This window comes from Microbispora oryzae (assembly GCF_017896165.1).
GTDB classification, from domain to species: Bacteria; Actinomycetota; Actinomycetes; order Streptosporangiales; family Streptosporangiaceae; genus Microbispora; species Microbispora oryzae.
In genome coordinates this window covers 15,148-36,500 of record NZ_JAFCNB010000019.1, presented here as the reverse complement: position 1 = coordinate 36,500, position 21,353 = coordinate 15,148, and the positions used below count along the sequence as shown (strand labels likewise).

The window sequence follows — 21,353 nt, the reverse complement described above, 5'->3', positions numbered from 1 at the left end:
CAGATGCCGCACGCATCAGTCAGCAGACATAGGCGACTTCGGCTCACGAGACGCCCCAAAACGCCCTCTACAAGAGTCCCTGATGGCCGACTGTACCGCTGCGTTTGCAACGCTCAAGGAAATGCGTTCCTGCTCGATTCGCCGGTGACCCTGCAGCGCCGGGTCCAGCAAGCGCTGATACAGCGCCCGCTCGGCGTTGGTCAGGTGTGGCAAGGGTTTGGGGACCCCGGGCTGTAGTGGTTTGCCATTGCGGGCGGTGTTGGTGCCGAAGGGCTCGTAAGCGTCGTAGGTGGCCTGGTCCATGAGGATGCTGGTGGCCAGGACTCCGTCGTCGCGCCAGCCGTTGAGGATCTCGAAGCCGTAGGCGTCGATATCGCCCCAATACAACAGGTGGCGTGCGTTGGTGAGCCAGCTGAAGGCCGCTGCAGCTTTGCCGCCGAACCCGTCCCCCTCCACGGCGATGCCACCAGGTAGCGGCGGGAAGTGGATCGCGGTGTCCTTGTTCTCGGAGACGATCACGATGTCCGGCTGGTACGCCGGCGCGAACGTGTCGCCGACGGTCGCGCTGTCGTGGCGGCGCCCGCCGGTCGCGCGGTGGCCGGGGTCGAGGTAGGTGAAGTGGATCCGTGAGGGGTGGGCCGGCAGCAGGCCGAGGGTTTCCCGGCCTGCGAGGTTCAGGATCAGTGGCTGGTGGGTGTTGAGCCATTTGGCGTGGATGCCGGGGATGGGGACCTGCCGTGGGGTGTATCCGGAGGCGTCGTTGCGCGTGATCCAAGTGGCGACTTCCAGCAGCAGGGCGAAGTCGGTGTCGGTGTAGCCGTCCGCGGCGCGGATGATGCGTTGTGGTTCGGGCGCGGCGGGGAAGACATCGGCGAGCAACGCTGCTCGGTGTCGGCCGCGTTCGAGTCGTTCGGCCCAGTCGCCGCCAACGACGACGGCGGCATCGTCGGCGGTGCAGATCTCCAAGTGGCTGGGGATGGCTTGGACGGTGGTGAAAACCTGCCGCGATGCGGTGTGCAGTCGGGCGGGGTGTTGCGCGGCCCAGTCGCGCCAGGTGCGGATCAGCGGGTGAATGATCTTCTGCCATTCGCTTTCCAGCGCGTCCTTCTTGTCGGGCACGCTCAGTGGGAACTTGTGCGGCCACGCCTGGCCGGCTTCGACGGCCTGGTCGTGCCAGGTGCTCTCCAGCCTTCGTGAGACATCGGCGACAACCTGATCCGGAGTCTTCACGTCGGCCCCTCATCGTCAGAGGTCTGCTGGGCGGGGATCTGCCGACCCGGTTCGATCGCGTTGACCGACGAGTAGCCCTTGGGGCTCTTGACCATCAGCAGGACGCGGTCGGCGTGAGGCTCCAGCGAGGTGAACTTGTCGAACGGCGCCCCGATGATGAGCTGGAATCCCAGGCCCTTCCACGCATCGACGGAGCGGCCGGTGAACTCGCTGTCAGCTTTGACGAACCCTTCATCGAGGAACACCGGGGCGTAGCGGGGCCGGACGTTCTCGTCGTCGCCGAGTTGGAAGCGCAGCGCGGCCCCAACAATGAACGCGACCAGTTCCTGGGCCTCGCCTCCGGACTTTCCGCCGATTCTGTCGAAGGTGGCACGCTCGCGGCCTTCGGCATCGTAGGCGACGGCGGTGACGTTGATGTGCTTGCGGACGTCCAGGAAGTAGTCACGGCTGTTCTTACCCCGCCCCTCAGGGCGGATCTGCTTCATGAATTCCTGAAGCCGGGCGAAGGCGGCTTGGACGTGGCTGTCGGTCATGCCGTCGACGTTCAGGCGCGCCAGAGCGTTGAGTTCGCGTTTGAACTTGGTGATGTCGTCGCGGTTCAGGACCCGAAGTTCGATCTTGAGTCGCTCGCGGCGTGCGCCGAAGGGCAGCCCTGCCAGGATGGTGTTGATGGGCGTGAGCCGGTCGATGATCTCGTCGATGGCGTTGCCGAATGCTCCGGCGAGCGGGACGAGGTCCTGGCCGGACCAGTCGGTCAGGCGCCTGGTCCACTCCTCGCGGCGTTTGTGCAGTCCGGTGGTCAGGATCCCGTCGAGGATCTTGCGGTAGGAGGGGTAGTCATCGATGGAGTCGGACAGGTTCGGGTCGTTCCAGTTGTGCTGGTAGTGGCGGAACACCGTCTCCAGGCCCTGGGTGGCCTGCCGTGCCTTGGCTCGGGCGTCCTCGGCGGATGCGGCCAGGCGCTTTTCGAGGCGTTTGACGCCGGTCGCGAAGCCGTCGAGATCGTCGGCAGTGGCGACCTCGGCGAACTCTGTGTTCAGGTAGGCGGTCTGCTCGTCGGTAAGGGCGACCGCCTGCTGGGCGTTGATCCGGTCGATGGCGCCGGTGACGGCGTCTTTCCGCTCGACCAGCTCGTTCCACGCCTCGTCGAGCTCTGTCATTCGGGCGTCGGCACTGTAGTAGGCCCTGTTCGCCACCCCCAGTTCCCGCTCAACGCCTTCCAGGTCGGCGCGGAGTTTACGCAGCGTGTCGTCGCCTTCGAGGATGTGATCACGCAGCTGCTGCTTGGCCCGGATGTCGTTCTCGATGCCGTCGGGGTCGATGTCTCTGAAGCGGGCGACAGCCAGGACGTGGCCATGGGCCACTCGATCCTCGGCCAGTGCATCGATCCTCCGGTCGGCATCAGACAGCTTTCGATCATGACAGGCCAGGATCTTCTCGATCTCCCCGAGGTCTTCGGCGATCTCGGCGAGGCGTTCGGTGTTGGTGAAGCCGATGACGTTAGGGGCACCTCGTTCACCGTGGGCGCCGGAGGTGCCTGATCGGGTCTGGCCGCTTGCGGTGACGCGAAGGCCGGGGCCGCGCAGCCCTTCCGGACCGTCCACGCACAAAGCGTCGGTGTTGTCGGCGGCGAGGCGATTCTGGACCCACGCGGTGAACGGGGAGTCTTTGTATTCGAGTTTCCCCGAGATCCGGTCGGGCTGCCGGGTACGTGGCCGTGCCGCGGCAGCCAGGTCGACGCCTTCGAAGCTGATCCGCCCTCGCAGCCGCAGCGGGTCGATGATCTTCGAGACATGGTCCAGCCGATCCGCGTCGACGAGCATCACCCTGGCCAGTCCGAACAAGGTGGTCTCGATGGCTTTGCGCCAACCTTGCTGATCGGCGGGGACGTCGATGAGTTCGCCGACGAACGGCAGCATCTCGGCATCGATGCCGGTTTCTTCGGCGATCTGCATGCGGATCGCGTGAAGCTTGGGGTCCATACGGCCGGCGCGGCCGGACAGGGACCGTTGTTCCTCGAGCAGTTCACGTTTGAGCCCCAGCGGCTCGCGGGCCTCGTCTCTGATCGCGTCTCGCTCCTCGCGAGCGACCTTCGCGGCGTCTTCGTAGCCGTCCAGGAATGCTGTGGCAGCGGCCTGCGCGTCGGCGAAATCGGATTCCCCCGACAGCGCCAGGTGTAGGCGCTGCGTGTTGGTGTCGAAGGTCTTCCGCCGTGACCGGGCAGCCTCGAGATCCTGTCCGAGTTGCTCGATGGCTCGATCCAGGCCGGTGATCGTGGCGTTGGCCTCGTTACCGCTCAGGTCGGCCTCCAAGTTGGTCTTGCGGCCGGTGAGCTCGATGCGCGAGTTCTCCGCAGTGGCTTTGTCGGTCTGGGCTTCGCCGTGCAGGATGCGGTTTGTGGTCTCGGCCGTCTCCAGCAGCTTCTCCTCGCACGTGAGCTTCCACAGCCCGAACGGGGAATCACCAGACATGATGTGGATGCCGAAGCCGTCGACGAGCCGGGCTTTGGCCAACTCGGCTTCACGGATGTCGTTCAGCTCCTGAATCGGCTGCAGGACGCTGGCCTTGGCCTCCTCGGTGGCCATCGCTCTATGGGCGTCCTCCAGGTCGCCGAAGTGCTTCAGCGCCGCATCCGCTGCGGCATAGGTGCCGGGCGACTCCAGCACCATGGCGGTGTACAGATCGTTGACGGAGCTGACCTGGTGGCCGGCTTGGATACGGGCCAGCAGCCGCAGCGCCCGGGCGCCGTCGCCGCCGACGCCGATGCCCAGGCGGGTGAAGAACGCCTGCGAGAACGCGCTGTATGTATCGTGCATGCTCAGGTTCGGGAACGCCGCGGTCACCGAACGCCGATCGAACTTGTCGGCAGCGAACCGTTCCAGGGCACGCAGGTCGATGGCGCCGTCGATCGTGCACATTTTGCGGACCAGGTCGCTGTCGCGCGCCGCCGAGCGCGGCACGTAGTACAGCCGCGCGACGGTGTAGCGCCGCTGCCTGTCATCGATGAACGTCAGCGCGATCGCGCCCCATGTGGCGCTGTTCTGTCCCCGCAACACCTGGTCGGCGAGTTCCCCGGTGGCGCGGTCCCGCCCGATGTCCTTCTTGCCGCGTAGGTAGGACAGCAGGCTGCGCTGGTCCGGGCTGCGGGCACGGCCGACGGTCGCGTCGTTGGAGGCGCCGTTGAACGGCACCGAGGAGTCCATCATCACGGCGATGTAGGCGTCCAGGAGTGTGGACTTGCCCGTGCCGGACGCCCCCGACAGCAGCGTCGAGGTGGGCGAGAACGGCACGCTGGTATGGCCGGTGAACCCGCCCCAGTTGACCAGCTGAAGAGTCTCCACCTTCCACTGTGTGATGCCGGCGGCAGCCCCGGGGATGTAGAACATCGAGTCCTGATGCACGGTCACGCCAGTGCCTCCATCTCCACCACGTCGTCCGCGTCCTCCACGTCTTGCAGGTCATTGTGGATGTCGGGGCCGAGGCCCTCGGCGGTCGAGCCCCGGACGCCGTTCTTGGCGATCAACCACTCGTGCAGTTCGGCCAGACGGGCAAGCGGCAGCAGGACGGCGATGACGGAGGAGATTCGCAGCCGGTCAACGTCGTTGGTCCGGGTCAGGACCCGGCTGGCGACCATGTTGTCGACAGCTTTCTCCGCGCGCCCCTTGTCCCGCGACCGGTCGGTGGCATGCGGTGGCCGGAAGGTGGCGATGTAGTCGAGCAGTTCCTGCCGCTCGACGGTGACGTCGTCGTGGCCGGCCTGCTGCTCGGCGCGGTACCGGTGCCGCAGATACACCAGCAGGATCGTCTCCTCGCGGGTGTAGGCGGTGTTCTGCAGCAGGGTGGGGAAGTCGGCGCCATCGGAGATGACTTTCCGCTTGTAGGCGACCTCGTGCTGCAGGTCCAAGTGCAGGTCGAGGAACATGTCGTTGAGCCGTGATTTGATCAGCTGGCTGTGTTCGCGGATGACGCGCCACTCGGCGGGGTTGCCTGTGGCTGAGACGAACTTGTTCCGCATCAGGCACACCAGCGCGCGCCGTTGCTCCAGCGACAGGCCGCCCTCGTCGCCGGAGAACAGGGCGAGGGTGGACCGGTCGGCGTCGCTGTCGTCGGCGAGATCCTCGCCTGTCGCCGAGGACCGCTCGTCGTATCCGCTCGGCGCTTCCCCGAGGCTGTCGTCGGTCTCCGGCGGATTGGGCTCAAGCATCGGTGATTCCTTCATCGGCTGCGGCGGCGAGTCGTCCCGCATGGTGGGAGGACAGCAAGGCGGTAGGGGCCAGGAAGGTGCGGCGATGGCCGTCAGGGCGGATGGCGCGGAACTCCTCGGTGGTCCCGTCGGCGATGGAGGAGTCGTCGAGGCCGGAGAGTATGTGCAGAAGTCCCAGGATCTCCACCGGTCGGCGAAGATCGGTCGGGAGAGCGTTGAATACCTGTGCTGCGGTTGCCACGCCGGACTCCGTCAGCGCATTGATGAGGGCAGCTCGCATCTGGTCGAGCGACGGGCCGCCCGCGGCCCTCAACTCCTCCACGCTCGGCGGGGCCGGAATGTCGTCGTCGGCCTGCCGCAGCGGAGGCGGTGGGGCAGCTGCGGCCGGGTCGTACATCTTCTCCCGCAAATGGCCGATCTTGGCCACCGGCGGCAGCAGGTCAACCTCGACCATCGATCTGGGCCCTGCGGTCTCCATCCAGGTCATCAACTCCCGCTGGATACCGCGAAGGACACGCTCCAGCTCGCGCTCGGCGAGCGGGTCGTTGTTGACGATGTGCTCTTTGAGGGTCTTGGACAGCCGGTGCCGCTGGTCCAGAACGTCCCTGGTGCCCTGGCGGATCACTGTGACCGTGCCGCGCAGCTCACTCACGTCCCGCCCGTCAAGCGCCTCGGCAGCCGGGTGGCCGAGCAGGACCTGGATGTTCTCGCGCAGCTCGTTCATCAGCTCTGCGTCTCGCAGCAGCTCGAATGCGCCGTCGAAAGCCCGTCCCTCAGGGGTGGTCCGCAGCAGGCGGTCCTGGCTCTCCAGATACTCATCCAGAACCTCGCCGACCACTCGCTCTTCGTCACGCAGGTCCCGCAGGATCTGGCGGTGCATATCAAGCATGGATTCCTCGACGCGTTTGAAATCCGACGGCAGTTGGCCGATCAGGTCCATGAGGTTGGCGTATCCGTCGAGCATCCGATCCTCGGATGCCGCGGCCACGGCGCCGCCGCCGGCGATGCGGTCACGCTCGATCTCCAACTCGCGGATCTGCGCGTTCAGGCGATCGATGCGATCCTGGGGATCCGCCGAGGCCTCGGTCGCCCAGCGCCGGACCGTGTCCAGGATCATCGTCAGGCGGGACTCGGAGACCAGCGCCCGATCTCGCGACAGGTTTTGGATCAGGTCGAGAGCTTCCAGCGACGACGATGTCAGCGAGTACACCAGGCTGCCGTCCGGGGCGTTGTCGCGGAACAGCCACTGGTTCTTCACCCACGCGTTGCACAACGCCCGGCCGCTCTCCGAGGCCGGCACCTCGATGCCTTCACCGAGCATCTCGCCGAGGTACGTGTCAACCTGAGCGTGGAGTGCGTCCACCTGAATCGAGCGCTGGTCTCGGGAGAACGCGCTGCGCAGCACAGCAACCCGGAACGGACCCCATTTACCATCAAGCAGCCTCAGAGTAGGGCGAGCTAGGGCATCTCCGGCACGTGCTAGCTCGCCGACAACTCCACTCATTCACCCACCTGCCATAGTTTCCGCACGGATTTCCGTCACAGGGTAAGTCACGGTCAAGATCGCATATCGATATGTCGCATTCGCTACGATTCGCGATCGGCGAATAGCGGATCGGTGAGAGCTGCGCCATCGTGGTTACTCGATTCGGCCGGAATCGTGAGGCACGCCTATAGCTGCGGCCGGCGACGTCCGACTGCAGGTAGTGCACCAGCGCCTTCCTGCCGTGGCCCCGCCGCGCCGCTGGTCGACGCGGGAGATGGCAGCGGTGAGTTCCTGGACGGCTGCCAGGGCACCGCAGCCGACGCGTTGAGACTCGGCCGGCGCAGGCGGTTGCCCGGCCATGGTCTCCGACCAGCCCTGGCGGGGGAGGATGAGGGCGGCCACTGATTACGCCACTCAGCAGGGTGCTGCGGTCCGCGTCCACGTCCGTTCCCCCCAAATCGGTCAGCATGGTTGTCTGGTCGATGTAGCACTCTCGGTTCGGTCGAACACGCGCTCTACACGGGCGACGCCATCGCGTTCTACTCCACCTATCCCGGTATGTATGTGCCGCATTCGATTGGCATCCGCCCTGCGCAGCTGACCCACAGTCCCCGAGAGGTGGCTATGGAGCTGTTGGCCCTGAGCAAGAGGAATTTGGAACCCGGCACGGCTCGACGGTCGGTACCCGCTCACGTTGGGCCCCCGAGAAGGTCAAGCTCGTGCTCAGGTTTTGCGGCCCGGGCCAGGCCATCGCCGCGCGGTATGCCCAGTAAATGTAACCCCGCGCCCACAGGGATGGTCCCCGATTCTATTGCCAACGTGACTATGGCGAGTTGCTCGCGATCAATGAGCTACTGCTGGCCAGCGTGGCTATAAGGTCATTCATGAGCGCCTCCGGTAGTCGTCCGCGGCCCAACCCGCTCATGTCAAGTATGTGCGTAAGAGCAGCAGTCGTGTTCTCGTCCAGTAGGGACGTGCAACTGGGTTGGGCGAGCAGTTCCCGGGCGGCATAGCCGTCTTGGGACGCCACCACTCGCGAGATCAGTGCGTCAGCGACTGTGCGTCCCTCCGAACATTCCATGCCGCCGACAGCCTCGATTACTGATAAACCCAGCCGGGTACGGAACACGACCAGGCCGGGCGCAGCGTGATCGAGCCTCCTATAGCGGTCCAGCAGCGTGGAGAGGACCTCGCTCTGCGAACCTTGAGGTCGGCAAAGCGCGGCCAGGCAGGCAGTTACCGCGTCTTCCCACGGCTCGCCGGGCTGGGTGGCCTCCAACAGGTCCTTGGCCGTAACCAGTTCGCCGGCCATGGTGTGCGCGATGACCGCGACTTGGCGGCCGTCGAGCATGCGCTGTCCGATGCCATTGCGGTGGCGGAGGTGATCGAGGCCGTCCTGCCATCGGCCTGCGGCCGTCAGGGCGCGAGTGCCGTCAGCGAGGTGGACCGTCCACAGCCACCGGAGGAGCTCCCGATGATCGTCCGCGGTGGCGGTGAGTTCGGACACGGGCACGTGCAGCCCATCGATGACGGTGTCGGTGCTCGTCGTGACTGCCTCGTACAGGTTGTTGAGCATCTCGAACGCGTCGGCGCCGTCGCCGGCGCGAATACGTAGACGGACGAGGTTCACGAGGGGTTCGAGGGCGTGGCGGGCGGCGGTGCCGTCGAGCGGGCGCACACGCAGGTAGATGTCGGCGTGCTGGTGGCACCAGTCCCGGGCCAGGTCGGGGAGGCCGAGGTCGCTGGCCAGGAGGGCGGCCTGGTTGAAGACGGCCGAGGCCGTCGATCGATCGCTGCTGCGTTCGGCTGAGCGGGCCAAATCGCACAGGTGACGTACGCGTGCTTCGAGTGGGGCGCAGGCCGGGCGGGGCCGGGCGACGAGCGGAAACCGCGCGAAGGTCTCTGTGAGATTCATTCCTGCTTATCCCCGTCTTGGTAGAACCTGTTGAACACCGTGTGGATCGCGAGCGCGGCGATAGCGGATTGATCGCTGCTCGGTAGTCCCGCCCGGTTCGCGTGGAAGGTCAGATGGTGGGCGAGGACAGCGCGGAGGCCGCGCAGCAGCCGGCCCTGAGCGGCGAGGTCGGCCAGGGCTTGGCCGGCATCCTCGAAGGCGGTCACCCAAGGGCGGTAGGCGGCCAGCGGAGCGCCCTCGGCGTCACACATCGCTCGCACGTCCACGGTCAGCAGGCGGCGCATGGCCTGGGACAGATGGGCCTCGCGCTCCGGCGGCCAGACAGCCTCGTCGGGCCGGTGCTCGGCCACTTTGACCCAGACGTCGCCCTGCTCGTACCAGTCGAGGCCGGCGGCGCGCATCAGCATGGCGGACAGCAGAACGGCCATCTCCCGGCGTCCCAGCGCGGGGGAGGGCTGGACGGCTTGGGCCAGTACGTTGCGGCTGTCGCGGTGGAACAGCTCATGGGCGACCTGCATGGCTTCTGGGCCGCCGAAGGCATGTGTTTCCGGTTCGTAGACGAGGTGCCTGACGTCGTTGATATGCCGCTTGCTCTTGAGGTCCTCGAGACGACGACGTAGGTGGGCATCGGCCTGAGCAGCGTCACGGCCGGGCAGGTAGCGCAGGCGCCAGCAGGGTGCTTTGCGGATGAAGAACCAGGCGGTGATAAGCCCTTCGGTCTCCGCCTCGGTCATCAGGGGAGCGAGGTGTGCTGCGGCGGTCTGCTCGGCCGCGGCCCAGTTCGGGAAGACGACATTGACCTGACGCCAGGGGTAGGGGTCCATCCGGATTGGCTCCTGTAATCAGGCCAGCAAGAGGAAGGCGTCCCAGTCCGACGCGACGGCGTCGGAGCCGAAGGTGTGCAGGGCGAGTGCGGCCCCCGCGGCCCCATCGAGGAGTTCGGGGTCGGACAGCGGACGGCTCAACTGAGCGGCGAGCTGGGTTGCCAGGTGGGGGAGTTCGGCAGCGATGTGTGGGGTGAGGGCGTCGGCGGCCATTCGCCAGGCGGCTTGAAGTAGCCCGGCCTTCCCGTGACAGAGCCCGATCTCGGGGAGCAGATCGAGCTGTGTGGGGTCACGGAGCGCGGCGAGCATCGCGTCCTCCGCGGTCTGTTGTCGCGCGGTGTCTCCGAGCGCCATGCCGGCCAGTTGTTGAGCGCGGGCCGTACCGGCGATTCCGTAGCACCAGGAGGGCCGGGGCCGCAGCGACGGCCTAATGTGCTGCTCGCGGACCTGGTCCATGCTGATGAAGCCGGGCCACCACGGTCCCGCGTCGTCCTGCTGTCGCCAGAGATCCGTCCACGCGCAGATCCGCTCGATCGCGTCGGTCATCGCCGCGACGGGCACGTTGCGCAGTACGGCCAGCGACAGTAGGGCCAGGGCCGAGCCGATGCCGTGGGACAGGCCGAAGTTCCCGTGTCCTTGCGGGTATTCCGGGCTCGGTTCGCCGTTCGGCGCGACGTTCGTCCACCACGGTGGAAGCTCAGTTCCCGAAGGCAGCGGTTCGGTCAGACGCGCCAGGTAGGACAGTACGTCGTGGGTGATCGGGTGGTCCGGGTGGCGTCGCAGGTGGTAGGCGCCCAGGCCGGTCAGTCCGCGGATCAGGTCGAACTCCTTCATCACGGGCTGGTCGCCTCGGTCGAGGCGTGCGTGCGCCGCCGCCAGGCGCGTACGGGTGATGGTGATGACCGCCTCGTCCAGGGTGGTCAGCGCCCGGCGGTACCTGCCCGACGAGTCGGCGGCTGTGTGCGTGACGAAGGCGAGGGCCGGGGCGCCGAAGAACAGACCTGCGTTGGCCGCCGCGGTCAGCTCGCCGGAGGCGGCCACCGACAGCCAGTCGTGGGCGGTGCTCCAGTCGCCGAGGCCGGAACGAGCGCGTTCGATGTGCAGCAGGGCGATGCCCGCCGCGCCACCGGCCAGCGACTGCGGCCACGCCCGCCCTCCGATCGGAGAGGAAGTGGTCCATACGTTTCCCGGGTCTGACAGTGCGTCGGCTACGGCCTCGCCCACGGCCATCACGTCGGAGTGGGTTCGGATCACGATCGTCTCCTTGCTCGGGCTGTCCAGCTCAGAGCTGCGGCACGGGCCAGATGTAGGCAGACGCGCTCGTCTTTCAGGGAGGTCCCGGCCATGCGGACGTGGTGTAGATGCAGAAGCTCGGGCAGCAGAACGGCCGTGGGGCTCGTTCCGGTTTCCTCGAGTGCGCGCCGGTAGGCGGCCAGTGCTTGCCGTCGCCGGGACCAGCAGGAGACGACCTGTACGCCTCCGGGCTGAGCGGCCAGGTCCCGGTGATTGTGGGGGTTGGCCAGCGCGAGGGCCTGGTCGTAGAGCGCGCGGGGCGGGGCAGAGGGCTCAGCCGCGGCGTGTTCGATCAGCCAGCGCAGCGACTTGGCAGTGTCGCCGATCATTGCGGTGACGATGTCGAACATGCTCGCCGCGGTAAGAGCGCGCACGTCGGGGCCGCCTCTTTCGGCGCTGGCGCTCAGTTGAGCGAGGGCCGCGGCCGAGTCCGCGGCGAAATACGTCTCAGCCGCGGCCAGTGCCGCCTGACCGCCGAAACGGGCCGTCTCCGGGAAGTCGGTGTCCCACTGCACCCGCGCGATCAGGCCGGCGCGGCGAAGCGTACGGGTCCAGCCGCCTACAAGTGCGAAGCTGTCGGCGGGCACTGTCAGCCGCAGGCGCAGGTGCTCTTCAGGGTCCTGGTAGCGCAGGAACCACCATCGGGCCTGCTCACCCAGCTCTTCGAGGAGGCACGGCAGGTGGTGGATAAGGATTCTGCTTTGACGGTCCGGGTGACCGTACAGCTTGATGTATAGGCGTCCCTCGCAGCCGGGTAGGTGTCCATTGTCACGAGTGACGACCTCTGCTCTGCCGAGCCATTCCGGCGTCCTCGCAGGCCTCCGAGCGGAGACCAACGGCACGACGATCTCGTGCACGTGACCGCCGATCCATCCCGCCGCGTCGGCGCCGGGGGTTGCGCGTAGCACCGCAGTGCCGGTTCGCTCCAGTTGGGCGCGCAGCAGTGCCCGGTGGGCGGCTTCTGACAGGTCCAGGCCGAGGCGTTGGTCACCATCGCCGAGGTAAACCCTCTGCGGCAGGCCGACCTCGTCCCGCCAGGAGGTCAGAGCCGCCTCCCAGTCCCGCCCTTCGCGCAGGTCGGCGGCTGTGAGCAGCCAGCGGGCGGGAGTCAGGATCGTACGTCCGTAGCGCAGCGCTGGGAGGAACGGCAGGCCGGCTGCGGCTCCCCAATCGAACGAGGCGCATGGGACGCTGAGCGCGTTCGTTACCTCGGTCAGGAACCGGACCAACGGGTGAGTGCGCTTGACGGGTTCCACCGCGTTGAGCACGACGGGTTCCACCGGTCGATGCTGGGAGCGAGAGACAAGGTAGAGGCGGTGGATGTCCGCGGTGAGGGCGAGGTCCTCCAGCGCTATGAGCCCTTCGCCGCCGTCGTGGTACTCGCCCAGAGGGAGCAGATGTGTCGCCACGCGAGGGGCGCGGGCGACGTTCTCTGTCTCTATGTGCAGAGCGGGAGAAGAGATCTGCGCTCTGAGCGCGCCGCGGACTGCGGTGGGCAGCTCCGCATAGAGCGCGGACATCCGCGCGCGTTCCTCGTCGTCGAACAGGTGCAGGAACCGCCCGGTCGTGGTGCCGGCCGTACGCGATACCCCGACGATCGCGAGGGTGAACTCGCCTTCGCTCAGGGAGCGAACGCTTGGAGCATGGACGCGAACGGTCAGTTCGGTGGTGGGCTGAATGGGCCCCTCAGAACCCGCGACCTCCAGATCTGTCACCGTCGCCTCATCCAGCAGGATCTCGTGTTGGCCGCCCAGCGCGGCCTTCTGCGCCAGCGCCAGCAGCTTCACGTCCCGCTCGGACAGCGCGGCCGAAGGCGGCGACGGTGCGCCGAGGTAGCCGACCGGGTATCCGAGTCCGATATCCGGATCGACGGCGTCGAGGACGGGGACCAGGGCCCGCGGCCCGTAGCGCTCCAGGAAGTGGCCATGCCAGGCGACCCAGCCAGCGCCGAGGTCTGGGCGACGGGCGAGCCGTACGAGCACGCCGGCGGCCTTCGCCGCCTCGGCGGCCACCGACTCCGGAACCGCAAGGTCCAGGTCCATCCGCAGATCGACTGCGAGCGCGGACCCCGTTACGGGGGAGACGGCGGCCATGTCGGCGGCAAGGCGCGCGTGACGGCTGCGCGTTATCGCCGAGGTCGGAGCGTCGTCGTGGTGGGCCACTTCCTGAGCGATCCGGCGTAGACGCCGGACAGTCTCGGCGACCTCAGCGAGCCTCCCGGCTCCCATCTCTTCGAGTTCAGACAGGAGATGGCCGAGGGGATCGGCTGCGGTCATCGGGGGGCGCAAGCTGGTGACGAGGAGGCGTTGCGCCGCCACATCTGCAAGCAGGCGGTCTATGACAGCGGTAGGGACCCCCGGGAAGTCGGCCGCGAGCTTCTCCGCCAGCTCCCCCAGCCGGACCGGGCTGTGTGACAGGCTCATAGCCGTCCGGATCGGCGCGGTGGCCCGCACGCTCACATGCGTCGGCTGGTCGCGAGTCGCCCCGGCGGGCCGGTGCTCCAACACCAGCTGGCCGTCACGCTCGAACACGAGATTGTTGGCCATGACCTTCAGGTGCGGTCGCAGCGCCGGTTCGGCTTCCAGACGCTCGATCACCCCCGCCAGCCATGTGGCGTCGACCCTGGGTACGGCGCGGTGGCCGGTATCGACGTGGGCCGTGGGCAGGGCGGCGATACGAGCGGGGGCGACACCGGCGAACAGGCCGAACGGCGTGGCGCGTCCTGAGGCACGAAGCAGGTAGCGCATAACCGAGAGCACAGCGCGGCGCATGGCAGGCTCAGAGACGTCCCGCCCCTCACAGATCTCGCACACTCGGTGCGTCAAAACGGGGCTGGCCTGCTCCAACCCGGCCAGGAAGCCGGGTATCCGCATGGTCTCTCGCAACCACTGCCGCCAGGAGGCTGGTCCGGCTGCTTTTCCGTTCATATCTGGCCATGAGCCGGGCGTGCGGTGCGCCGGCCAGACGGCGGCTCGCGCCACGACAGCGTCGAGATACTCGTACATGTGCCGCTCCCGGAGATGGGAAGCGCCCGGCCGGCGCGGCGACCGGGCGCCCGGGGTTTCAGAGGGTCGGGGCGTCAGCGCCTACGGGCAGGTGGTCGAGCAGGCGGACTGGCAGGTCGTTCCGCAGCCGTCGTCGGTCATCCGGATGAGCTTGTCCGCGGCCGGGCCGGACTCGACGATCGAGACGTCCAGGTCCCACTCCCCGAAGTCCTCCTCTCCGGCCTGCGTAGCCGGTGCGTTCTCGATCTGGATGGACATGAGAACCTCCTTCGTGGTGGTGCAGGGTTCCCGGTTCTCCCTGTTGGAGCCGGGCGCTTCAGGGCCAGGAGACGACGACGGCTCCGTGCCGCTTGCTGATGAGCCCTCGGGAGGGGAGGCTCGTTCGGGCGGTCTTCGGGATGTACTGGATGCGCGCGGCACCGCGGCGGCGGTGGTCGCTCGCCCAGCGCCGTAGCAGTTCCACGTACTCCGCGGCGACGGCTTCGGCTTCGGGGCCGTGAGCGAAGACCCCGCTTTCGAAGCCGCCGGTGTCCTCGTTCGGCCGTTTCGTCCGGTAGGCGAAGCTGCCGCCGCTGATGAGGGCAGGAACGCCTCTCGTCACCGAGGGGGCGAAATGCCCCTGCGTAACCAGTTCCTCGCTGGCGTGCAGCATGGCGACCTGCGGCGCGTTGGTGAGGAGGAACAGCTCCAGCTCATCGGGCAGGTCGAAGGCCGCTCCTGACCAGCGTTCCAGCCTGGGGGAGTCGAGTGCCTGCCGCAGCGCCTCGACGTCGAACCGCTGTGGCTCTTCATCGACCTGCAGCACGACCCCTTCGGCGAGCTGCACGATGTGCTCGCTGAACGAACCGGACCCCTGCATCGGTACGAAGGCTGAAAGGCAGTAGCTGCGGCTCACCAGGACGTCGTCGCTGCGGTCGAAGGCGATGGTGCGGGTCCGCCCTCTCACCCGCAGCGGGACGACGATCCTGCCGACTTTGGAGAGTTGGTCCACCCATTCCGGGGGAATGTCCCAGGCCCCCGCGGTGACGATGATCCGGTCGTACGGCGCTTGCTCCGGCACACCGTTCTCGGCGTCGGCCAGCACCACCTCGACACGGTCGTAGCCGGCTGTCTTGAGGCAGGTGCGGGCGCGCTCAACGATGTCGGGGTCGATGTCGACCGAGACGACCATTCCGGCAGCGCCGACGAGCTCCTGAATCAGGGCGGCGTTGTAACCGCCCGAGCCGATCTCCAGGACCCGCATGCCGGGTTCGATCTCGGCCTGCTCCAACATCACCGCCTGGATGTGGGCGGCCGACAGAGAGCTCAGAGCCAGGCCGCTCGCGTTCCGCTTGATCACCAAGGCGCTGTTCGCCGCGTAGGCCGCCTCCAGCGGCTCCCCCACTGCGAATAGATGCCTGGGTACGGTGGCGAGGGCCGCGGCCACGGACTCGGATGTGACCGCGTCCATCTCGCGCAGCTCGCGCACCATGGCGGCCCGCAGCGAGGCTGCGATATCGGCCGGGTCCATAGGCGGTGTAGTCATCAGCGCTTCCTTCACTGGTTGACGGGGCAGCGGGCTCGCCGCCCCGGTGATCGTGGTCCCTCGGCACGGGCCATGTGGCCTTCTCGCCAAACCTTGAGGCCGTACGCGCCCGGTCTTGCGGGGGCGCCGGCACGAGCTGACGCCGCGTCGTCCACGGCCCGGCCCAGGCGTTGCATGCGGGTACGTTCTGGGCCGGGCCGGATGCTCGACGGTGCGGGAGACGGGGGCTGCCCTGTGGGCGAGGGGCACTCGACCGCGCCGCCGAGGGCTATGGGGCGGCGATTTCGCTCGTCGGGGCTCGGCTGGATAGCGACGCGATGTCGACGTTCACGCCGGCGAACTCCCAGCCAGTGTCGATCAGCTCCTGCACGCGCATGTCACACCACTGCATCGGGAGGTCGTCCATGAGGGCGGCTCCGTCATGCAGTACGTCGTCGCCCTGTGTCCAGCGTTCGCGTGCGCCGGTATCGGCGACACTCAACCGGTACTCCTGCGGCTGGCCGTCGGCCCCCACCCGTCGGAACCGCAGCGTCGTGGTGGCACCCGCCCGAGGTGGCCAAATGCCCTTGAGGCACAGCACAAGCCAGAGCAGCGACACGTTCACCCGATCCGTACCGCGTGAAGGCCAACGTGTCCGCGAAGTTCCCGGTAGCGCTGGGCGATCTTGACGGCCGCCTGCGCGGTCTCGTGCAGGAGGAAGGTCATCGTCTCGGGCTTGCCGTCCGCACCGAGCTCTCCGGTGCTCCAGGAGATCTTCCCCGCACGGAACCAGACGGACAGGTCGCCGAGGCGGAGGAGCGCGACCCCTCGGTACGTGTGGATCTGCCCGCCACGGATGTTGTGCGTGGCCGCGAGGTGGGTGTCCACCTGCCGAGCGGCGGACTCTTCACGCCCCGGTGGTTTCGAGGCAGTCAGGTATGCCATGTAGTTCTCCTGAACAGGTACGGGCGGACGAGGCGAGGCCTTCGGGGGCGTCGGCTCCAGGCGCGCCGCCGGTGTTTCGGCCGACCTCGGCGAGGACGCGTTCGATGCGATCGGCCGCAGTCGGGATGTCGTCGACAGCAGCGATGAGCGCCGGCCACGGGAACCAGTAGTGCCAGGCTCCGTCTGGATCGGGCTTGGCGAGAACCTGCTCCGTAAGCGCCGGAGCCGCGGGGTTTATCACCTGAAGCCGGGGGATGCGATTGAGAGGGGCGACGAGTCGAGCGGAGAAGTTCCGGCTTCGCAACTCCTCAGCCAGCGCCTCCAAGGGCTCCGCCGCGGGGTGGGATGTTGACATAGACGATCTCCGATGGGCGTGTCAGACGCCGGGGGGAGGCTCTGCTCCCATCAGGCCGTGGGGTGCGGATGGCGACGGGCCGGCTGAGCCCGCCGCGTGAACGGCAAGGGCAGTGCCGCGCCGTTCTCGTCCAGCAGCGAACTGCTGTGCGTGTTGTCCATGACCCACAGCCAACCGCTCGGGAACGGCGCCCGGGAGCGCTCAGCGACTCTGCATCTGTGCAAACCGCTGTGCATTCGAGCTGCCCGCCACCAGGGCCTTACTGCAGGGACGGAGCCCCAACTACGCTGCGGCCTATGGATCGTCAGCCCGGCAATCGGGCTCGCCGACGTCATCGAAATGGCTGGCGTCCCCACCTCGGCCTGGCCAGTCGCCGCGAGCAGTGCGTGCGGTGAGCGGAACGAAGGAAAGCATCTGATGGGTGGTCGGCCCCGGTTGTTCGCTGATATCGCTGTCGAGGCTGCACGTGAGGCTGCGCGGCGTGCTGGCGTCGATGATCAGGATCCGGAGATTGTCCGTATCGGGGATCGCGCCGTGTTGCGGCTGGCCGACGGACACATCATCGCCCGCGTTGCCAGGAGCCTCGATCGCCTGGATTCGTCTCGCCGTGAGGTTGAGATCGCTCGGTGGCTGACGACTGAGGGACTCACGGTTACCCGGCCCCTGGAGGGTGAGCAACCGTACCTCGCAGCCGGAACGGTGGTGTCTCTGTGGCACGCGGTGGAGGGCGACTGGACTGTCCCGGCTGACCTCGCCGCGGTGTTGCGACGCTTACACGCCCTTCGGCCTCCGCCTAACCTCGCGTTGCCCGAGTTGGAACCGCTTGAGCGACTGGATGAGCGAATAGAGTCCGCGCCCGCTCTCACGGCAGCCGATCGTCTGACGTTGCGGACGCTGACCCGTACTCTGCGCGAGGATCTCGCCGATGCAGCGTACGTGCTACCGCGAGCGGTGATCCACGGCGACGCCAACATCGGCAATGTGCTGAGGACATCCTCCGGCGAGGTGGTGCTGTTCGACCTGGAAGGGCTGTGCTGGGGACCGCCTGAGTGGGACCTGGCGATCACGGCGGTCTACCGGGATCTGGGGTGGCACACCGACGCCGAGTACGAGCGGTTCTGCGAGGTGTACGGATTCGACGTGACGCGACTGCCTCGATACCAGGTGCTGCGCGCTGTCCGAGAATTGCGGATGACATGCTGGCTGGCGCAGAAGGCCGGCGACAGCGAAGAGATCGCTGCCGAGGTACGGCGCAGGATCGCCGACCTGAAGGAGCCGGACAGGCCGCGGCACTGGCACCCCTACTGAGCTGCGCGGAGTCGACGACCTCGCAGCACAGGCCGGGCCTGCTCGGTGAAGTCGATGACGGCTGGGTGATCGCTGTGAGCACTCATGCGGTTTTGCAGGTCACGAAGGTACGCGGTACAGCGGGTCGACGCCGTTTCTTGGATCCGGGGCAGGACTCGTACGGCGATGTGGCACGCCTGCTCCACGTCACCCTGATCGACGAGACTGGTGGCGAGCACGATCCGCGAGAAGATCCGGCTGCGTGCGTAGCCTCCTGCGGCCGGACTGGCTTCGTAGACGGACAGGCAGTGGGTGGCATGGCGGTATGACTCCCTGGCGTCCCCCAGGTCCCGGAAGCAGTGCGCGTACTCGTCCGCCAGCTCGGACTCGTCGAAGTACGCGATCCACTCAGGCTCCTCGCCCGGCCTGTGCTCGTTGAACGCTCTCGCGGCGGTATCGAGAGCCTTGAGGCACTCCCCAGCCCCGTCGGGGAGGTTGGCGGCGGCGCGGGCTTCCATCGCGGCGAACTGCGCTCTGAGCAGTGCGGGAGCTCGGCCTTTCACATCGTGCTGCGCAGCGCGAGCAAGATGGACGGCCTCGCGGTATTCGCCCAGGTAAGTGGCCTGATGGGACATCGCAGACAGGATGCTGGCGCCGAGCATCCGGTCGTTGGCGTGATGGGCCAGAGAAAGCGCCTGCAGGAAGTAGCGGCGGGCGAGGCCGTGCCAGCCGCTGTCGTAGGCCATCCACGCCACGGACAGGCAGAACTCGGCAACCGCGCTGAACAGCGACTGTCCGACGGCGGAGGTGTACGTGCCGTTCAGCAGCGGGACGATCTGGTCGAGCAGGTATTGAAGGGCGGCCGAGCGAGCGTGCGCGCCGCCGAAACGGTTGTCCAGATCGGCGAACATGGTCGTGGTGGAGCGGATCGCTTCGACGTCGCTCATCCCCACCCTGCGACCCGCCGATCCACTCGGAGGCTGGGCCGGACTGGACAGTAGCCATCCGAAGGCCGCCTGGGTGAGGGCCCCTACATTCACCGCGCTTCGCAGAAACTCTCGCCGCTGCGCGTCAGCGGAAATCAACTGAGCCAACGTGTCGACGAGATCGGCGGGGACATCAGAGACGTTGAGCCCGATCTCCGGTGAGGTGGTGCTGCCTTCCAGCCCGATGTCCGCCAGGGTGACCCGGCGACCGAGCTTGCGGCTGAGCGCCTCAGCGATCAGAGCAGCGGTGATGCCTCGTGGTTTCTGGCCTTCGATCCATCGTGCGATCTGCGTATGGGAGGGCCGTACAGGCACGCGCCATTCCTTGGCGACCTGGCCGATACGGCTGGCCAGGCCGAGGTGGGAGACACCGGCCTGGTCGATGACGTCCGCGAGCCGGGTATTGGGCTGACGCTCCATATAGCGCAGCGTAGTTGTGCAAGGTCTTTGCGGTAAGGCCATGACGTTGAGCAGGGCGGAATGCACAGTGGTTTGCACAGATGCAGACCCAGTGAGCGCTCCCCGGCGGCGTCGCCGCGCGGTTGGCTATCGCTCATGGGCGGCACGGACAGTAGCGCTGCTGAACAGGCACGGCAGGCGTGCCGGCCCTGCTGTTGACGCCACGGCCTCGGCCCCACGCCATTAGCGCCCAGGACCTGAGCACCGAGGGTCACCTCGAACCCCCTATTTCTCGGGCACAGAGGCAGATGCACGATAGTTGACGGCATAGGCCGATAAGGACATTTTCCCTGGTGGAGGTCGCTCACTGGGGCTACCTCAATGTGTCCTACTGGTTAGTTCTCTCCTCTGGCCTCGCTGAAATTCGCCATCTAGCCTGTAGCTCTCCGCAATGATCTGATTGCTTTAAGTAAAGGGCGCTGGTGGTGGCGACAGTCTGTCGATATTCGAAACGGCTTGCGCTGGTCGTTCTCGCGCTGTCGGCTTCGGCTTGTGCGGCAGACGAGGGGGCACTACCGCAGCCGTCTCCCACGGCTTCGACGACCGTCTCACCGCAGCCGGGCACTACGCCTACCGAGAAGGCGGAGGAGGCGGTGCTTGCCGCCTACAAGGGCATCTACTCCGCGGGTCGGCGTGCCGAACATACCCCTGACGGGCAGCGCAAGCCGATCATCGCCCCGTTCGCGACCGAACCCCTGCTGAGCAGAATGCTCCGCGGCATCGTCGCGCTTCGGGCCGGCGGAAGATTCACGTGGGGGACGCCGGTGTTCCACCCCTTCGACATCAGGGTCAAGGGGCAGAAGGCCACGCTGCACGACTGTCAGGACAACCGCAATACCGGGCAGATGGACGAGAAGACCTCGAAGCGGGTCCTTCACGGGAGCGAGAACACCCATCTCGTCGCGACGCTGCTCTTGGTTGAGGGGGCGTGGAAGGTCTCGACTCTTGAGCATGTGAGGGAGTCGTGTTCAGCCGGATCCTGATCGCGAGCGTGCTGCCCGCTGTGCCGATGCTCACGCCTTCGCCACCACTGGACAACAACGGAGTTCAGACGTCGCCTTTGGGCTATGTCCTGACGGCCGACAAAGATCCGCACTCAGGACAGCAGGTCACAAGCGCGAGTGCGGCTCACCGTGGGCCCGGTGTCACCTGTTCCTACACACCCTGGCATGCCGACGGCATGAAGAACGGCGGCCTGGAATGGGTCGATCCGGCGTCGAGCCCCGGAGGCGTACCTAAGGGCAAGGGCGCCTATTACCTGATCGAGTGTTCCGACGGCTTCCGCGACGTCCGCTGGGTTCCCGATCGCGCGCCCGGAGCTCCTCGCGTGACGCCCGCTCAACTGGCTCGACAGGCGTGGGCGACGATCCCGGTGCGTGAGCCGAAGGTCCTCACCGCTCCGCCGCGCGGCTCCACCGGCCTGGTCGGCCTGGACGAGTGGGTCTATCTGGCCAAGGGGGAGTGGAGCCCGAAGCGCAAGCGGGTGGAGACGGCCGGCGTCTGGGCACAGGCGACAGCACGCCCCCAGAAGATGACCGTTGACCCGGGTGACGGCGGCAAACCCGTTACCTGCCAGGGGCCCGGCACGCCGTACAACCCGGAGCTCCCCGCGAGCCGCCAGAAGCCGACCTGCGCGGTGAGGTACCTCCAGCCGTCGCTCCGTCAGGGGCAGGGGAACGCCTACCGAGTCACAGTGACGGTCTCGTGGAGCGGCACGTGGACCGGCTCGGGCGGGACCGGTGGCACGTTGCCGCCGATCACACGATCGACCTCGTTCCCGCTCCGCGTCGCGGAAGCCCAGGCACTCATCACCAAGGACTGACGCATGCTCCAGCGATCTCTAGCGGCCACGAACAGCCC

General features: G+C 67.2%; 16 protein-coding genes. 3 read left to right on the top strand and 13 right to left on the bottom strand.

Annotated elements, in window-relative coordinates; translation table 11 throughout:
* Nucleotides 1–15 precede the first annotated feature (15 nt).
* The 12 genes from JOL79_RS35610 to JOL79_RS26680 all read right to left on the bottom strand — a co-directional run bounded on the left by JOL79_RS35610 (nucleotide 16) and on the right by JOL79_RS26680 (nucleotide 16,406).
* Nucleotides 16–1,230, bottom strand: coding sequence for a Wadjet anti-phage system protein JetD domain-containing protein (locus JOL79_RS35610; protein WP_210158660.1), 1,215 nt, complete (start codon nucleotides 1,228–1,230; stop codon nucleotides 16–18).
* Nucleotides 1,227–4,637 (bottom strand): ATP-binding protein, encoded by a 3,411-nt coding sequence (locus JOL79_RS26730; protein ID WP_210158659.1) that lies wholly within the window; start codon nucleotides 4,635–4,637, stop codon nucleotides 1,227–1,229. Before JOL79_RS26730 ends, JOL79_RS35610 begins: the two co-directional genes overlap by 4 nt.
* The gene (locus JOL79_RS26725; RefSeq protein WP_210158658.1) at nucleotides 4,634–5,434 is read right to left on the bottom strand and encodes a DUF4194 domain-containing protein; all 801 of its coding nucleotides are present in this window, start codon (nucleotides 5,432–5,434) and stop codon (nucleotides 4,634–4,636) included. Before JOL79_RS26725 ends, JOL79_RS26730 begins: the two co-directional genes overlap by 4 nt.
* On the bottom strand, nucleotides 5,427–6,938 hold the full coding sequence (locus JOL79_RS26720; RefSeq protein WP_210158657.1) for a DUF3375 family protein: 1,512 nt from the start codon (nucleotides 6,936–6,938) through the stop codon (nucleotides 5,427–5,429). The genes JOL79_RS26725 and JOL79_RS26720 overlap by 8 nt, the downstream gene beginning before the upstream one ends.
* An 805-nt stretch (nucleotides 6,939–7,743) precedes the next feature.
* A complete protein-coding gene (locus tag JOL79_RS26715; RefSeq protein WP_210158656.1) occupies nucleotides 7,744–8,835 on the bottom strand; it encodes a hypothetical protein in 1,092 nt (363 codons plus the stop codon).
* A complete protein-coding gene (locus JOL79_RS26710; protein WP_210158655.1) occupies nucleotides 8,832–9,659 on the bottom strand; it encodes a thiopeptide-type bacteriocin biosynthesis protein in 828 nt (275 codons plus the stop codon). The genes JOL79_RS26715 and JOL79_RS26710 overlap by 4 nt, the downstream gene beginning before the upstream one ends.
* Nucleotides 9,660–9,677: 18 nt before the next feature.
* Nucleotides 9,678–10,913: a lanthionine synthetase C family protein gene (locus tag JOL79_RS26705; RefSeq protein WP_210158654.1), complete on the bottom strand. Its 1,236-nt coding sequence runs from the start codon at nucleotides 10,911–10,913 to the stop codon at nucleotides 9,678–9,680.
* A complete protein-coding gene (locus JOL79_RS26700; protein ID WP_230985554.1) occupies nucleotides 10,910–13,825 on the bottom strand; it encodes a lantibiotic dehydratase in 2,916 nt (971 codons plus the stop codon). Before JOL79_RS26700 ends, JOL79_RS26705 begins: the two co-directional genes overlap by 4 nt.
* Nucleotides 13,826–14,038: 213 nt before the next feature.
* Nucleotides 14,039–14,215: an FxLD family lanthipeptide gene (locus tag JOL79_RS26695; RefSeq protein WP_142567707.1), complete on the bottom strand. Its 177-nt coding sequence runs from the start codon at nucleotides 14,213–14,215 to the stop codon at nucleotides 14,039–14,041.
* 58 nt (nucleotides 14,216–14,273) lie between these two features.
* On the bottom strand, nucleotides 14,274–15,482 hold the full coding sequence (gene fxlM, locus JOL79_RS26690) for a methyltransferase, FxLD system (protein WP_210158652.1): 1,209 nt from the start codon (nucleotides 15,480–15,482) through the stop codon (nucleotides 14,274–14,276).
* Between the two features lie 268 nt (nucleotides 15,483–15,750).
* Nucleotides 15,751–16,086 (bottom strand): hypothetical protein, encoded by a 336-nt coding sequence (locus JOL79_RS26685; protein ID WP_210158651.1) that lies wholly within the window; start codon nucleotides 16,084–16,086, stop codon nucleotides 15,751–15,753.
* Nucleotides 16,083–16,406 carry a hypothetical protein gene (locus tag JOL79_RS26680; protein ID WP_210158650.1) on the bottom strand — a complete coding sequence of 108 codons (324 nt, stop codon included), beginning with the start codon at nucleotides 16,404–16,406 and terminating at the stop codon, nucleotides 16,083–16,085. The genes JOL79_RS26685 and JOL79_RS26680 overlap by 4 nt, the downstream gene beginning before the upstream one ends.
* A 451-nt stretch (nucleotides 16,407–16,857) precedes the next feature.
* Between JOL79_RS26680 and JOL79_RS26675 the strand changes: the two genes are divergently transcribed.
* Complete coding sequence (locus JOL79_RS26675) at nucleotides 16,858–18,069, top strand: phosphotransferase family protein (protein WP_307848741.1); 1,212 nt, start codon at nucleotides 16,858–16,860, stop codon at nucleotides 18,067–18,069.
* Here the strand turns inward: JOL79_RS26675 and JOL79_RS26670 are convergent.
* The gene (locus JOL79_RS26670) at nucleotides 18,063–19,454 is read right to left on the bottom strand and encodes an NsdA family TPR-like regulatory protein (protein WP_210158649.1); all 1,392 of its coding nucleotides are present in this window, start codon (nucleotides 19,452–19,454) and stop codon (nucleotides 18,063–18,065) included. The two genes, JOL79_RS26675 and JOL79_RS26670, sit on opposite strands and share 7 nt — an antisense overlap.
* 632 nt (nucleotides 19,455–20,086) lie before the next feature.
* On the opposite strand from JOL79_RS26670, the gene JOL79_RS26665 reads away from it, so the two are divergent.
* Together JOL79_RS26665 and JOL79_RS26660 are read left to right on the top strand one after the other, a co-directional pair.
* Nucleotides 20,087–20,476 carry a hypothetical protein gene (locus tag JOL79_RS26665; RefSeq protein WP_210158648.1) on the top strand — a complete coding sequence of 130 codons (390 nt, stop codon included), beginning with the start codon at nucleotides 20,087–20,089 and terminating at the stop codon, nucleotides 20,474–20,476.
* A 197-nt stretch (nucleotides 20,477–20,673) separates the two neighbouring features.
* The gene (locus JOL79_RS26660) at nucleotides 20,674–21,315 is read left to right on the top strand and encodes a hypothetical protein (RefSeq protein ID WP_210158647.1); all 642 of its coding nucleotides are present in this window, start codon (nucleotides 20,674–20,676) and stop codon (nucleotides 21,313–21,315) included.
* The last annotated feature ends 38 nt before the right edge of the window (nucleotides 21,316–21,353 follow it).